At 60.3% G+C, this 14,246-nt stretch carries 12 protein-coding genes; 5 read left to right on the plus strand and 7 right to left on the minus strand.

What is annotated here, in order from left to right; all coding sequences use genetic code 11:
* Positions 1 to 109: 109 nt before the first annotated feature.
* The gene (locus tag QMX98_RS24535; RefSeq protein WP_077748402.1) at positions 110 to 1,468 is read right to left on the minus strand and encodes a glutamine synthetase family protein; all 1,359 of its coding nucleotides are present in this window, start codon (positions 1,466 to 1,468) and stop codon (positions 110 to 112) included.
* Positions 1,469 to 1,630: 162 nt separating this feature from the next.
* Here QMX98_RS24535 and QMX98_RS24540 point away from each other — a divergent pair, with 162 nt between their 5' ends.
* A complete protein-coding gene (locus tag QMX98_RS24540; protein WP_282411503.1) occupies positions 1,631 to 2,545 on the plus strand; it encodes a helix-turn-helix domain-containing protein in 915 nt (304 codons plus the stop codon).
* 59 nt (positions 2,546 to 2,604) lie between these two features.
* On the opposite strand, the gene QMX98_RS24545 is transcribed toward QMX98_RS24540, so the two are convergent.
* Positions 2,605 to 4,992, minus strand: a complete 2,388-nt coding sequence (locus QMX98_RS24545; protein WP_282411504.1) for a DUF3772 domain-containing protein — start codon at positions 4,990 to 4,992, stop codon at positions 2,605 to 2,607.
* A 209-nt stretch (positions 4,993 to 5,201) separates the two neighbouring features.
* Here QMX98_RS24545 and QMX98_RS24550 point away from each other — a divergent pair, with 209 nt between their 5' ends.
* On the plus strand, positions 5,202 to 5,657 hold the full coding sequence (locus tag QMX98_RS24550) for a YMGG-like glycine zipper-containing protein (RefSeq protein ID WP_102593787.1): 456 nt from the start codon (positions 5,202 to 5,204) through the stop codon (positions 5,655 to 5,657).
* Here QMX98_RS24550 and QMX98_RS24555 read toward each other — a convergent pair.
* The 3 genes from QMX98_RS24555 to QMX98_RS24565 are packed head-to-tail and all read right to left on the minus strand — an operon-like array spanning position 5,642 to position 9,331.
* Positions 5,642 to 6,667 carry a DUF2955 domain-containing protein gene (locus QMX98_RS24555; protein WP_010460098.1) on the minus strand — a complete coding sequence of 342 codons (1,026 nt, stop codon included), beginning with the start codon at positions 6,665 to 6,667 and terminating at the stop codon, positions 5,642 to 5,644. The genes QMX98_RS24550 and QMX98_RS24555 overlap by 16 nt on opposite strands.
* Positions 6,657 to 7,796 (minus strand): HlyD family secretion protein, encoded by a 1,140-nt coding sequence (locus QMX98_RS24560; RefSeq protein WP_282411505.1) that lies wholly within the window; start codon positions 7,794 to 7,796, stop codon positions 6,657 to 6,659. Before QMX98_RS24560 ends, QMX98_RS24555 begins: the two co-directional genes overlap by 11 nt.
* The gene (locus QMX98_RS24565; protein ID WP_172790884.1) at positions 7,793 to 9,331 is read right to left on the minus strand and encodes a TolC family protein; all 1,539 of its coding nucleotides are present in this window, start codon (positions 9,329 to 9,331) and stop codon (positions 7,793 to 7,795) included. Before QMX98_RS24565 ends, QMX98_RS24560 begins: the two co-directional genes overlap by 4 nt.
* A 46-nt stretch (positions 9,332 to 9,377) precedes the next feature.
* Between QMX98_RS24565 and QMX98_RS24570 the strand changes: the two genes are divergently transcribed.
* On the plus strand, positions 9,378 to 9,539 hold the full coding sequence (locus QMX98_RS24570; RefSeq protein ID WP_282411506.1) for a hypothetical protein: 162 nt from the start codon (positions 9,378 to 9,380) through the stop codon (positions 9,537 to 9,539).
* 10 nt (positions 9,540 to 9,549) lie between these two features.
* On the opposite strand, the gene QMX98_RS24575 is transcribed toward QMX98_RS24570, so the two are convergent.
* Entirely contained in the window at positions 9,550 to 10,182 is a 633-nt protein-coding gene (locus QMX98_RS24575) for a response regulator transcription factor (protein ID WP_010460104.1), read from the minus strand.
* A 33-nt stretch (positions 10,183 to 10,215) separates the two neighbouring features.
* Positions 10,216 to 11,583 carry a cache domain-containing protein gene (locus tag QMX98_RS24580; RefSeq protein ID WP_083376793.1) on the minus strand — a complete coding sequence of 456 codons (1,368 nt, stop codon included), beginning with the start codon at positions 11,581 to 11,583 and terminating at the stop codon, positions 10,216 to 10,218.
* Between the two features lie 289 nt (positions 11,584 to 11,872).
* Between QMX98_RS24580 and QMX98_RS24585 the strand changes: the two genes are divergently transcribed.
* Both QMX98_RS24585 and QMX98_RS24590 read left to right on the plus strand, forming a co-directional pair.
* On the plus strand, positions 11,873 to 13,930 hold the full coding sequence (locus QMX98_RS24585) for a carbon starvation CstA family protein (protein WP_010460108.1): 2,058 nt from the start codon (positions 11,873 to 11,875) through the stop codon (positions 13,928 to 13,930).
* Between the two features lie 16 nt (positions 13,931 to 13,946).
* On the plus strand, positions 13,947 to 14,144 hold the full coding sequence (locus QMX98_RS24590) for a YbdD/YjiX family protein (RefSeq protein ID WP_010460111.1): 198 nt from the start codon (positions 13,947 to 13,949) through the stop codon (positions 14,142 to 14,144).
* The last annotated feature ends 102 nt before the right edge of the window (positions 14,145 to 14,246 follow it).

The following is a 14,246-nucleotide window of genomic DNA, read 5'->3' on the forward strand; positions in this document are numbered from 1 at the left end:
AGGCTTGCCCGCGAAGGCGGACTGGCTGTCAACGACGATGTTGAACGGACCGGCCTCTTCGCGGGCAAGCCTCGCTCCTACAGGGGGGGCGCGTGATCTCGCGTGGTTTTCAGACGCTAAGCATCAAGAACTCACGCTCCCAGGAACTGATCACCCGCTTGAAGTTCTCGTGTTCGGCACGCTTGACTGCCACGTAACCGCGCACGAATTTGTCGCCCAGATACCGTCCGATGGTTTCGCTCTCTTCCATCTGCGTCAGCGCATCCTCGATGGTGATCGGCAGGCGCAGGTTGCGGCGCTCGTAGGCTCGACCTTGCACCGCCGCACTCGGTTCGATGCGTTCAACCATGCCCAGATAACCGCACAACAAACTGGCCGCGATCGCCAGGTACGGGTTGGCGTCAGCCCCCGGCAAGCGGTTCTCCACGCGCATCGAATCTGGCGTCGAGGTCGGCACTCGCAGGCCGACGGTGCGGTTTTCTTCGCCCCATTCAACGTTGACCGGGGCCGAGGTGTCCGGCAGGAAGCGGCGGAACGAGTTGACGTTGGGCGCGAACATCGGCAGCACTTTGGGGATGTACTTTTGCAGACCGCCGATGTGGTGCAGGAACAGCTCGCTCATCGTGCCGTCGGCATTGGCGAAGATCGGCTGACCGGTGGCAATGTCGACTACGCTCTGGTGGATGTGCATGGCGCTGCCGGGCTCGTCGCCAATCGGCTTGGCCATGAACGTCGCCGCGACGTTGTGCTTGAGCGCCGCCTCACGCATCGTGCGTTTGAACACAGTGATCTGGTCGGCCAGGTCCAGTGCATCGCCATGACGGAAGTTGATTTCCATCTGCGCCGGGCCGTCTTCGTGGATCAGTGTGTCGAGGTCCAGGCCTTGCAGCTCGCACCAGTCGTAGACGTCTTCGAACAGCGGATCGAATTCGTTCGCGGCGTCGATGGAAAACGACTGACGACCGCTTTCCGCACGGCCCGAACGGCCCAGCGGCGCCTTGAGCGGCAAGTCCGGGTCTTCACAGCGCTGGGTCAGGTAGAACTCCATTTCCGGCGCGACAATCGGCCGCCAGCCTTTGTCGGTGTACAGCTGCAGCACTTTCTTCAGCACATTGCGCGGCGACAGTTCGATCGGGTTTCCGAACTTGTCGAAGGTGTCGTGGATCACGATGGCGGTCGGCTCGATGGCCCATGGAATCACATACACCGCGTCGGCGACGGGCTTGCAGACCATGTCGATGTCGGCCGGGTCGAGCAGGTCGTAGTAGATGTCGTCGTCGACAAAGTCCCCGGTTACCGTTTGCAAAAGCACACTTTCCGGCAGGCGCATGCCTCGCTCATGCAGGAACTTGTTGGTGGGTGCGATTTTGCCGCGTGCAATGCCGGTCAAGTCACTGACCACACACTCGACTTCGGTAATCTTGTGATCTTTCAGCCACGTGAGGAGCTGATCGAAAGGGGCATTCATAAAGACCTCGTTATTGGTTTTTTTTAACGCCGGGGAGGACGGTTTCATCCACCGCACACTTCCCCTGAGACGCGTTGACGACTATCTTGGGCGAGCCTTGCGGTTCCATCTATCCACTTTCAGCAGCACCAAAACGCACCAAACGAGTGCGTAAGGTCATTCATGTCAGCGTCCAGTCCAATACAGGTTCAAGCGTTCAACACCGACGATGTCGCTGCGCAAATCCGCGCCACGCCGGGTTGGGTCCAGCATTACCAGCAAATGTCGCCGGGGCATTTCGCCGGGCGTGTGCGCTACCTGGACCTGCAAGGCGTGGAGATTTACGAAGAGCAGATGAACACCCGGGTAGAGCAGAATTTCAGCGCGCCTGAGGGTTCGCTGGCGTTCTGTTTCGATCGCAGCGACAACGCGCTGTATGTGTTGAATGGCGAAAGCCGCAACATCTGGATCACCCCGGAGAACTACCAGGAAGTCGCCGTGGTGTTTGGTCCGGAGTTCGTGCAGCGTCATGGTTTGAATGTTGCGCGGCTGGAAGGCTTGTTCATGTCGCCGCTGAACTCGGGGCAGAACGCCTTGTTCAGCCGCTGGTTGAGCGGCACCTTGACCCGCCTCGCCGAAACGCTCGACCCGCCGAGCAAAGAAGCGCTGACCCAGCAACTGCTCGAAGACTGCCTGTACATCCTCGACAACGCCTGTGTGTGCCTCGATCACGGCGGCCTGCAGCGCCGCACCGAAGAACGCGCAGTGATGAAACGCATCGGCGAATGGGCCGCCGACTCACCGGAAGAAACCCTCAACCTGCTGGAGCTCTCCCAGGTGGCCGGGGTTTCCCTGCGGCAGTTGCAGCACGCGTTCAAGGCCTTCACCGGGATGACGCCCACCCATTGGCTGCGCCTGCGCCGCCTCAACAGCGCCCACCGCGAATTGCTCGTGCGAACACCGAATGACACCACCGTTGCCGAAGTGGCGATGAATTGGTCGTTCTGGCATCTGGGTCGGTTTTCCAGCAGTTACCGGGCGCTGTTCAAGGAACTGCCGAGTGAAACGCTCAAGCGCATTCGCCCGAGCAGGATCTGATTCGCAAGTTCAGCCTCGCCGAGAGGGCGCAGTGACTGGCTGAACGACCGGTTTCTTGTTCAAACCGTCGATGCAGGTTTCGCCAGTTCAATACCCGCCGCCCCCAATCGCTTGAGGATCTCAAACAGCAGATCGCTTTTGGTCGTGCCGACGATTCTCGGGCTGCTGACGTAGCCCGTGACCGTCAGCGTGATGCCTTCGGGGGTCAGTTTGCTGAACCGGACGAAGGTAGCCGGTTTGTCGAGGATGGTTTCGTTCTCTCGGTACGTGTCGTACAGCAGGTTTTGAACTTGCTCCGGATCGATGTCCAGCGGGAACATCAGCTCCAGAGTCGCCACCCCTTGTGCGCTGCCGCCGAGGGTGACGTTGCGCAGGTTCTGCGAGATCAGTTGTGAGTTGGGCACGATGACGATCGAGCGGTCACTGAGTTGTATTTCGGTGGCCCTGACGTTGATGCGGCGGATGTCGCCTTCGACGCCACTGATGCTGATCAGGTCGCCGACCTTGACCGGGCGCTCGGTCAGCAGAATCAGCCCGGAGACGAAGTTCTTGACGATTTCCTGCAAGCCGAAGCCGATCCCCACCGACAGGGCGCTGACAATCCACGCCAGGTTGGTCCACTCGATGCCCAGGGATGACAAGGTCAGCAGTATCACCAGGGCGTAACCGATATTGGAGAACAGTGTGCTGAGCGAGGCACACATGCCGGGGTCCATGTCGGTCTTGGGCAGGAACTCGTTATCCAGCCATCGGCGCAGTGCGCGAATCAGATAGATGCCGATGAACAGGGCCAGTAGCGCATTCAGCAAATGGCCCGGGATGATATTGAGTTTGCGCAAGCCATCGCCGCCGAGGATGGCGAACGTCTGGGTAAACAGTTGCCCCAGCGTCGTGCCGACGCCACCGACAAACAGTGAAATGACCGCCAGCAGCATTAAACCGGCGCGACCGACACCGGACAGAATGATCGACGCTTGCTCAAGGCGTACATCGCCGATTCCGAGCAATTGTTTGAGCGCCTTGCCGCTTGGACTCTTGGGTGAAAACAGGTACTCACAGCTGTCTCTGAACAATTGCGTCAGCAAGTAGAAGCCCGACAGGATGATAAAACCCCAGACCAGTTGGTACGTAATGAACCGTGCCAGGGAGATGTAGCCGATCAGCAGCGCAATCAGCGATACCACCGTCGCAAAACCGGCCAACGAATAAATCAGTCCGGCAAGGGTGGTACTCGATTCGGGCGCTTCCCCGGTAGCCGCAACGGCTCGGCGGACTCTGCTGGCTCGCCGGAACAACGTGCCGATGATCAGCGTGACCACCAGCGCGATCAAACCGCGGCCAAACAGAATGGCCGGCGGGCTCATGCCGGTGACGTTGGTGATTTGTGCCAGGCTGACCAGAATCAGCAGTGTGACGGCCAGTATCCTGGGGAAGGGCTGAATTGCCAGTGCCACGGGATCGGAGATGGCCGGCAGCCGCCAGGAAGGATGTCGGGTCGACAGCAGCGCCCGGCTCAGACCGGTAATCAGGATGCACACATAGATGATTTTTTCGAATTCATCGGCAAAGTTCTGAATCAAAGGCGACAACGGCAATTGCCGGGTGAGCGCATAAAACAGCAGTTGCATCGCAAAAGCCGTGGTCAGCAGCGTGGCCACGACAGAGGCCAGTGCGAGCGAGCTTCGACGCAAACGTCCTTCCGGCATTCGATGAATACACACCCAGGTCAGCCCGCGCTCCGCGATTCTTCGGCCCCAGGACCAAACACCCAGGGCCAGCACGATCAATGCGATGGTGAACAGGCGTTCGCCGGGTTGCCAGGCGGCCTTGATTGCGCTGGAAGCCTGCTGGATGAATTCGCTCAGCCGCTGGCAGTCCTCCTTCAGCGGACTGAACAATGGCGCCCAGAACCCCGGCCCCAGGATACTGCCGCTGCGCAGCGTGACTTCGGATTCCAGCAGGTTGCGGCGAATGCCGGCGATTTGAATAAGGAGACCGGCCGCATTGTTTCTGAGTGCTGTCAGGGTTTTGAGGCTGGAATCGACTTTGGTCTTTTGCTCGGAGAGATAGGCTCTTTGCGTCGCGATATCCGATTTCTCTGACTCTACATCGTCGAGTGATACCGGGCCCAACACATCAAGTTGGGCTTGCAGTTGCTTCTGTTCGGGCAGCAGGGATGACTGCAGGCTATCCACGTCGTTGATAAACGACTGAACAGCATCTTGCAGGCCGACCATCTGGGTGAGGTTATTGGCCAGCGAAATCTGTTGCTTGATTCGGTCAAGGCGGATTTGCAGGTTTTGCAGATCACTCTGAGAAATGACTAACGACGAAGTACCCGATGTAATACCTGCAGCCGGCGGTATGTCGGCGGCCGACAGCGCTCCGTCACTGGTTGCAAGCAGCGTGAGCACGACGAACATCATTGACTTCAATGCATTACGCATGGGGGTGCTCGACTCTGTGGTGGGTCGCTCAACCTATGAGGTTAGGCCATCACGCCAAAACGATCGAAAAGAATCCTGTTCGCCGTCAGGATCAGGCAATACCGTGCAGAGAGTGGGTGCCGCGTGATCTACACTCTTTGTTGCTGAATCAAGCCCGGGATCAGCTACCCGGGGTTAATGCAGAGTGACGGGCTGCGTTGGAGGTCATTATGAGCAAGGTGTCATCCATCGGCCTGAGCATCGCATTGGCGGTTGCGTGCACCCAGGGTTGGGCTGCAACGGTCGTTCCGATGAAAGGGCAGAGTTCGCAACAGACCCAGCTGGACATCAATGAATGCAACAGCATCGCGTCCGGTCAGGCCGCGTCGACCGCACAGCCTGCTTCCGGAGGGCGATTGCGCGGTGCTGCCGCGGGGGCCGCCGCGGGATCGGCCGGGGCAGAAGTGCGCGGGCGTCAGCATGACGAGTTTTATGAGCGCATCGATGACGACACGAAACAGGACTATCGGCAGGACCGCGCCAAAGAGACCGCCGTGGCCGGTGCAGTGGTGGGCGGCTCGCGTCAGCGTCAGGAGCGCCGGGCACAAGAGAAAACCAGTGCCGCAACCACCTCGACGGCGTACACCAGTTGCCTGCAGGGCAAGGGGTATCAGGTTAACCCCTGAGCCTTTCGCGGCCGCTGCTCGAGCAGATAAACCATCAGGCAGGCGTACAACGTGACGGCAAGGAACAAGCCCATGCGCACCGCAAACGCGGTGTACACGTCCTTGCCTGCGATGCTGTCCTGAACCGACTGGCCCAGCAGGATAATCAGCGTGATCAGGGTGTTGAGCCAGAACCCCGGGCTGAACCCGGTCGGGCTCAGCGCGTAGAGCTTGCGCGCCAGCACCAGGCCGAACAACAGCATCCACAGAAAGAACATCCACAGGTGCACAAACAGGCTGAGGGCGCTCCAGAACAGGATCGCCAGCAGGCCTGCGAGCAAGGTTGAGCCAACGAGTTCGCGACCGGCTGTGTGGGCGTTGGTCGTGGAGCTTTGTTGGCCCAGGCTGACGGCTTTGAGGATGATCGGCAGGTAACCGGCCGGGTCGATCAACGCGAGCAGGAACGTCGGTAACACGATCAGGGTTGCACGTAGCGCCACTCGGCTGACCTCTTCGGCGGGCAACGTCGGGGCGGGTGGCGGGGAAGGGGCGTTGGGCGGATCCGGGAATAACCCGTGACTGACCGCCACGACCGCTACGGCGAGCAGCAAGCCCTTGACCAGGGCACCGATGACCATCGCCGCCAGATCGAATTCGGCAACGCCGGCCGAGGAAATCATTGTCAGGCCAATCACCAGAAAGGTCACGATCAGGGCATTTCCACCGCGCAGGCCAAAACGGAAGACCAGGAACAGGCTCAGACCGATCAGCAGCACGCCGCTGACGGGGTAATAACGCAGGATCGGGATCAACAACAGGCCGAGGCCCGTGGTCAACATCGCAGCCAATGCGAGCACCACGGCTGCCTTGAACGGCAACGGGCGATTGATCGAGGCCAGCAGGATCAGGCACAGCACCGGCGCGAGAAAGGGGATCGGCAACCCGAGGCCGAAGCTGGCGGCAAGGCACAGCGCCGTGCCAGTGGCCAGGCGTAATGCGCGCTGTTCCCGGGGCGTGCGTTTAGTAGGCATAGCTCAGCCAGCTCATGAAACCCACAAACAGCCGACCCAACGGGTTCAGCGGGTTGCCTTGAGTCGGGAAGGCCATGACTTCGGCCTGCCCGCCAGCACGGATGGCGCCGCTGTCACGCAAGGTTTTTCGGGCGTCTTCGGAGAGCTCGATAATCACCGGAAAACGCTGGGCCGGTCGCAGCCAGTCGCGGCTGTTCTGGACACTGGGTAAGGTGCCAGGCGCCGGTGTCTGTCCGACACTGACGCCATAACCGACACTGCGCACGCGTCCGTCGAACACTTCGCCCGGGAATGCATCCAGGACGATCGCCACAGGCGTATCGACTTTCACCAGACCGAGGTTGTTTTCAGTCATGTCCGCGCTGATCCAGACATCGTGGATGGCAATCAGGGTCATGACCGGGCCACCGGCCGCGGCGAACTGCCCGGCGTCGGTGCGCAGGTCGGTGACCAACCCCGCCGAACGGGCGCGAATCTGTGTGTTGGACAGATCCAGCTCGGCTATCGACAGCGCCGTGGCGGCGCTTCGCAGCAGGGCGTTGTCTTCCTCGCTGCCACCTTCTTGCTCGCGGGCGCGTTGCACTTCGGCGCGGGCGGCCGCAACCTGGCTGACCGCCTGTTCACGATTGGCGCGAGACACTTCGAGCAGACGCACGGAAATGGTTCCGGGGTCTTCGCGGTACAAACCTTCCAAACGTTGATTGTCTTGTTTCGCCTTCAGTTCGTTGGCCTGGGCCGCGCGCAAGTTGGCTTGCGCCGAAGCGATGCCGGCGGTGCTGGCGCCGATCTGCCGACGGGTCGATTCAAGGTCTGCGCGGGCGCGGTCGACGGCGATCTGATACGGCTGCGGGTCCACTTCGAACAGCACGTCGCCCGCCTGGACGTCCTGATTGTTGCGCACGTTGACGCGGATCACCCGGCCGGCGACTTCCGAGGCGACCGGAATGACAAAGGCGCCTACGCGGGCTTGTTGCGTATAGGGCGTGAAACGGTCGGCCGCCAGGTACCACGCCAGGCTCAGGAGGATCAGGAGCAGCACCCATTTGATGCCTTTTTTCGCCGGGTCGGCGGCAGGCTCAGGAGGCTTTGGGGCGGGCGCCTCGGGGACAGGCTGCACGGTTTCACTCATGGCTGTTTACCTTGTGGGGCAGGGAGGGCGGCGGGCTCGCTCAGCAGGTCGCCCCAGTCGGTGCGTTTTTCCATCTGCTGGCGGGTGGCTTCATCGACTTTGGGCTGGGCGCTGTACCAACCGCCACCGAGGGATTTGTACAGGGCAATCAGGTTGCTCACCGCGTTGCTGCGGGCGACCAGGTAGCTGTCCTGCTGTTCGAGCAGTGCGCGCTGAGCATCGAGCACCCGCTGAAAGTCCGAGTAACCTTCGCGGTACTGCGTGCTGGCCAGCACCAGCGAGCGTTTGGCGGCCACTCCGGCTTCGCTCAGGATGCGTTCGCGCTCCAGCGATTTGATCAAACCAGTGGCGGCATCGTCAGCCTCCCGCGCGGCCTGGCGGACTTTGTCGCGGTACGCCTCAATCAGTTGCTGCAACCGCGCATCCTGGACGCGCACGTTATTGCTGATCTGGCCATGGTCGAACAGGTTCCAGCGCAGGCTGGGACCGCCGATCAGGTCCAGGCTTCGGGACGTACCGTTGAGCGTGTCGGCCGACCAGACGATGCTGCCAAGTAAGGTCAGCGACGGATAGAAGTCACTTTCGGCCACGCCAATCAATGCCGACTGGGCGGCGACATTCAGCTCGGCGGCGCGCACATCGGGCCGACGCAGCAGCAGATTGGCCGGCACATCCTGGAGCACGGCGCGATCGACCAGCGGGATCAAGCCTTCGTTGCTCACGAGCATCGGTAACGCGCCGGGCGGTTGCCCGATCAGCACGGCCAACGCATTACGCGTTCGTTGCAACTGGTCTTCGAGGGAGGGGATGGTGCTCAGGGTGCCGAGGTATTGGGTTTTGGCCTGTTGCAGGTCGAGTTCCGCTTGCTGGCCGCTGTTGAACAGTTTTTCGGTGATCTCGAAATTACGCTTTTGTTGTTTGGCGTTCTCCCGGGCGACGCGTAACCGGGCCTCAGTGGTGCGCAATGAAAAGTAGGTGTCCGCGACCTGGGCGCGCAGCAATACCAGCACGTCTTCATAGTTGGCCTGAGCGGCAAAATAACTGGCGTCGGACGATTCGATGGCCCGGCTGAAACGCCCCCAGAAGTCCAGCTCCCAACCCATGTCGAACCCAGCGCTGTATTGCCAGAAATGGCTGTCCTGGGGATTGGTACCACCCGATTGCCGGCGATTGAAGTACAAACTGTCGGCGCTGGCTTGTTGCAGTTGCGGGTACAGAGCGCTTTGCGCAATGCCCAGCTGGGCACGGGCTTCCAGCACGCGCAAGCCGGCGATTTTCAGGCTGGAATTATTTGCATCCGACTCGGCGATCAGCTGATTCAGTAGCGGATCGTTGAAGACCTGCCACCACTGGCGGATATCCGGATTCGGTCCGCGTTGACTGGCGTGTTCAAGGGCTGCGGTATTCCAGTGTTCGACCCACGTTTCGCCCGGCGGCTGGAAGTCCGGCCCCAGCCGCACGCAGCCACTCAGGCCAAGTGCGCCGAGCAGGAGGAGGTGGCCTGGCAGTCTTTGCAAGGAACGGCCTCGAGGCATCGCGTATCGTCCAACCAGAGAAGGTCACTGGAGCATAGCCGTCCAAATGAGCAACCGGCTGTTAAGCTTCTCAGGCACCCTCAAACCTTCTGCGATCATTGATAGGCAGGACACTCATGAGTCTTTTTGTGCTGGGGGGGATTTCTGGGAGAAGGCGCGGACGTTGTTTATCCGCTCTGCCAAGGTGGTCAATCCCGAGGCGGTGTAAGGCGTGCCTGCTAGCGCGAAATGATCCCGTGATCGATCGCGTACTTGACCAGGGCTGCGGGTTTGTCGATGTTCAGTTTGCGGCGGATGCTCAAACGATGGGTTTCCACAGTGCGCACGCTGATGTCGAGCTCGCGGGCCATTTCCTTGTTGTTCAATCCTTGCGCCATTTTGTACAACACCTGGCTTTCGCGAGGGGTCAGCTCATTGTCGGTGCTTTTGTCGGCTATCAGCCGCTGGGCGATTTCGGCGCTGTAGAACGTGCCGCCACTGACGATGGCTTCGATGGCCGCAATGATTTCCCGCGACGGTGAGTTCTTCAGCACATAGCCGCTGGCGCCGGCGCGAACGGATTCACTCACGTATTCATAATTGTCGTACATGCTCAGCATCAGCACCTTGAGCGACGGGTACTGGCTGCGCAGCACGCGGGTCAGCTCAAGCCCGTTCATGTCGCGCAGGCTGATGTCGACCAGCAACAAGTCTGGCTGGCAGCGCCCGACCATCTCGATGGCCTGCGCGCCACTTTCGGCTTCGCCCACCACTTCCAGGGGCGCCATGACCGCGAGCAGCGCTTTGATCCCGTCGCGGACCAGGGAGTGATCGTCGACCAGGGCGACGCGGATCGGGTAGGGCAGGTTCATCGCAGATATTCACTCTTGTTGTAAGGGGGTGGGTCAGCGTTTCGCACCGGGCATTTTCATCGGCAGCAGCACGTCCAGCTCACTTCTTCCAGGCATCGATATCAGGTCGAACCGCCCGCCAAAATGTTCGACACGCTCACGGATGTTACGCAGGCCGATGCCCGCGTGGCGACGTTCGACCTGGGCGACATTAAAACCGACACCGTCGTCGACCACCGTCAACCGCACGGATTCCTGTGACCCATGCAGGGTAATCGAAACGTTTTTAGCCTGTGCGTGGCGTTCGATGTTGGTCAGGCCTTCCTGCACAATCCGGAACAGCGAAACCGCCGCGCCGTCGACCAGGTCACAATCAAATTCATTATCGTCGTAAGTCACGGTGAGACCGCTGCGCTGCTCGAATTCGGCGGCGAGCTGCCCGATCGCCGCCGGCAGGCCCAGCGTGTCGAGCAATGACGAGCGCAGATCGTGAGAGAGGCTGCGAACCTCGCCAATCGCGTCGCCAAGGCGCTCCGTGGCATCTTTCAGCGTATTCAAACCCTTGTCGTTGGCCTGGCCATTCTCCAGCAGCAGGCTGGCCAGTTCGAACTGGAATTTTATGGAGACGAGCACCTGGCTGATGCCGTCGTGCAGCTCTCGGGAAACCCGTGAGCGCTCTTCCTCCTGGAGGCTGACGATCCGCTGGGTCAGGCGCTGGAGCTTTTTGTCCGCCAGGCGATGCTCGCTGACGTTGAGCGTCATGCCGCTGGCGAAGACAAACAGCACGGCCACGAGGGCCACCGCGGCAATCGCCAGCATGGTTTTGCGGATGCCTTGGGCCACTTCGTCACGCGCCTGCTGGGTGGCGCGCTCAACGTCTTCAAGGTAGATGCCGGTACCGAGCATCCAGCCCCAACGGTCCAGCATCACTACATACGCGAGTTTGTCGGTGACCTGGCCGGAGGAAGGCTTGTTCCAGGCGTAGCGCTGAAAACCTTCGCCGGATTGCGCACTTTTGAGCAGTGCCTGAATCACCGGCAAACCTTGGGGATCTTTCATGTCCCACAGGTATTTGCCCACCAGTTCCGACTGGCGCGCGTGCATCAGGCTGCGACCCTCACGGTCGTAGACGAAGAAGTAGCCGTTGATGCCAAAACTGAGTTTGCGCAGTTCTTCCAGCACCTGTTGCTGGGCGTGCTCGTCACCGTGCCCGTCGTCGTAGAGCGGCGCGATCAGGCTCTGGGCCATTTCCACGTAGTTTTTAAGCTCGGCGCGTTTGCTCGCCAGAATGCTGTCTTCAATCAGCTGCGCCTGTTGATCGCCGAGTTGGCGATTGAGGGAAATCACCAGCGCGCAGATCACCGCGATCGCCAACACCAGCGGCAGAATTCCGAGCGCGACGATTTTGTGTTTGAGCTGCATCTTGGCTCCTGACCGGACCGAGGGAAGGCGATGGCCCGGCATCATATGTCAAAGATACGCGCGTCCAGTAGCGGTGCTGGACGGAATGACCTGCGGCGGGGATGTCTGTCAGGTGAAATGCAAAACCCTTGTAGGAGCGCATCTACGTAAAACTACGTAGGCGCCATGTACGTAGTAACGCGGATTTATTTGTGGACGGCATGCGGGGATATTGGGCCAGCTCCGCACCGCGGACACAATTATAAAAAATTACCGCCGCAGTCCACTGGCTGTCGGCAGGAGACACGCTATGCCCCGTATGGCTAAACACCTCGCCTGGTTTGCCGTGGCTGTTCTGGGAGCGTTTGCGCTAAGTGTCGTGGCCTTGCGCCGCGGCGAAGCGATCAACGCCCTGTGGATCGTAGTCGCAGCAGTCGCTATCTACCTCGTTGCCTACCGCTACTACAGCCTGTTCATCGCCACCAAGGTGATGCAACTCGACCCCAATCGTGCCACGCCCGCCGTCATCAACAATGATGGCCTGGACTACGTGCCGACCAACAAACACGTACTTTTTGGTCACCACTTCGCGGCCATCGCCGGCGCAGGTCCGCTGGTCGGTCCCGTTTTGGCGGCGCAGATGGGCTATCTGCCCGGTACGCTTTGGCTGATTGCCGGCGTGGTGCTGGCCGGTGCGGTTCAGGACTTCATGGTCCTGTTCATGTCCACCCGTCGCAACGGCCGTTCCCTGGGCGATATGGTCCGGGAAGAAATGGGCCGCATCCCCGGGACCATTGCGCTGTTTGGCTGCTTCCTGATCATGATCATCATCCTTGCGGTGCTGGCATTGATCGTCGTGAAAGCCTTGGCCGAGAGCCCGTGGGGGATTTTCACGGTGATGGCGACCATCCCGATCGCGATGTTCATGGGCATCTACATGCGGTACATCCGCCCGGGTCGCATTGGTGAAATCTCCATCATTGGTGTGCTGTTGCTGCTCGGTTCGATCTGGCTCGGTGGGCAGATTGCTGCTGATCCGGTCTGGGCCAAAGCGTTTACGTTTACTGGCATTCAGATCACCTGGATGTTGATCGGCTATGGTTTTGTCGCCGCGGTATTGCCGGTGTGGCTGATTCTGGCCCCGCGTGATTACCTGTCGACTTTCCTGAAGATCGGCACCATCGTCGCCTTGGCGATCGGCATTCTGATCACCATGCCCGACCTGAAAATGCCGGCACTGACCCAGTTCATCGACGGCACTGGCCCGGTGTGGAAAGGCGGGTTGTTCCCGTTCCTGTTCATCACTATCGCCTGCGGCGCGGTCTCGGGTTTCCATGCACTGATTGCCTCCGGCACCACGCCGAAACTGTTGGCCAGCGAAGGTCATGCCCGTTACATCGGTTACGGCGGCATGCTGATGGAATCCTTCGTCGCCATCATGGCGATGGTCGCGGCTTCGGTGATCGAACCGGGCGTGTACTTCGCCATGAACAGCCCGGCGGCGCTGGTTGGCTCTGATGCTGTTTCGGTTGCTCAGACCGTCAGCAGCTGGGGTTTTGCAATTACTCCGGAAGCGCTGCAAGCGGTGGCCAAGGACATCGGTGAAACCACGATCCTGGCCCGTGCTGGCGGTGCGCCGACCCTGGCGGTCGGTATCGCGCAGATCCTGCATCACGTTCTGCCAGGTGAAAACACCATGGCGTTCTGGTACCACTTCGCGATCCTGTTTGAAGCGTTGTTCATCCTGACGGCCGTCGATGCGGGCACCCGTGCCGGGCGTTTCATGTTGCAGGATTTGCTCGGTTCGTTCGTACCGTCGCTGAAGCGCACTGAATCCTGGACCGCCAACCTGATCGCGACCGCTGGTTGCGTGGCGATGTGGGGTTATCTGCTGTATCAAGGCGTGATCGACCCTCTGGGCGGCATCAACACTTTGTGGCCGCTGTTTGGTATCTCCAACCAGATGCTGGCCGGTATCGCGCTGATGTTGGCGACCGTTGTGCTGATCAAAATGAAACGTCAGCGCTACGTCTGGGTGACCATGTTGCCAGCCGTGTGGCTGCTGATCTGCACCACCACCGCAGGCTTCATCAAGCTGTTCGATGCCAACCCGGCGATCGGTTTCCTGGCCCTGGCCAAGAAGTACAGCGATGCGCTGGCCAACGGCCAGATCCTCGCCCCGGCGAAGAGCATCGACCAGATGCACCACGTGATCTACAACGCCTACACCAACGCAACGCTGACCGCGCTGTTCCTGCTGGTGGTCTTCAGCATCCTGTTCTTTGCGCTCAAGGTCGGCATTGCGGCCTGGGGCAGCAAGGAACGCACGGATAAAGAAGCCCCATACCAGGCGCTGCCGCAAGCGTGAGGGAGGAGGGCGCCAAATGTTCAATGACCTGAGTCGCCTCGGTAAATACCTCGGTCAGGCCGCGCGCTTGATGGTGGGCATGCCGGACTACGACACCTACGTCGAACACATGCAGGGCAAACACCCGGACAAGCCGGTGATGAGCTACGAAGTGTTCTTCCGGGAACGCCAGGAAGCGCGTTACGGGAGCAAGGCCGGGCCTAAATGTTGTTGAGGTAACTGGCGGCTTGATGCAATCCCCGTGGGAGCGGGCTTGTTCGCGAAAGCGGTGTGTCATTCAACACTGATGTTGACTGACACGACCTCTTCGAGAGCA

Source organism: Pseudomonas sp. PS02303, from assembly GCF_029959925.1.
Taxonomy (GTDB): Bacteria; Pseudomonadota; Gammaproteobacteria; order Pseudomonadales; family Pseudomonadaceae; genus Aquipseudomonas; species Aquipseudomonas mandelii.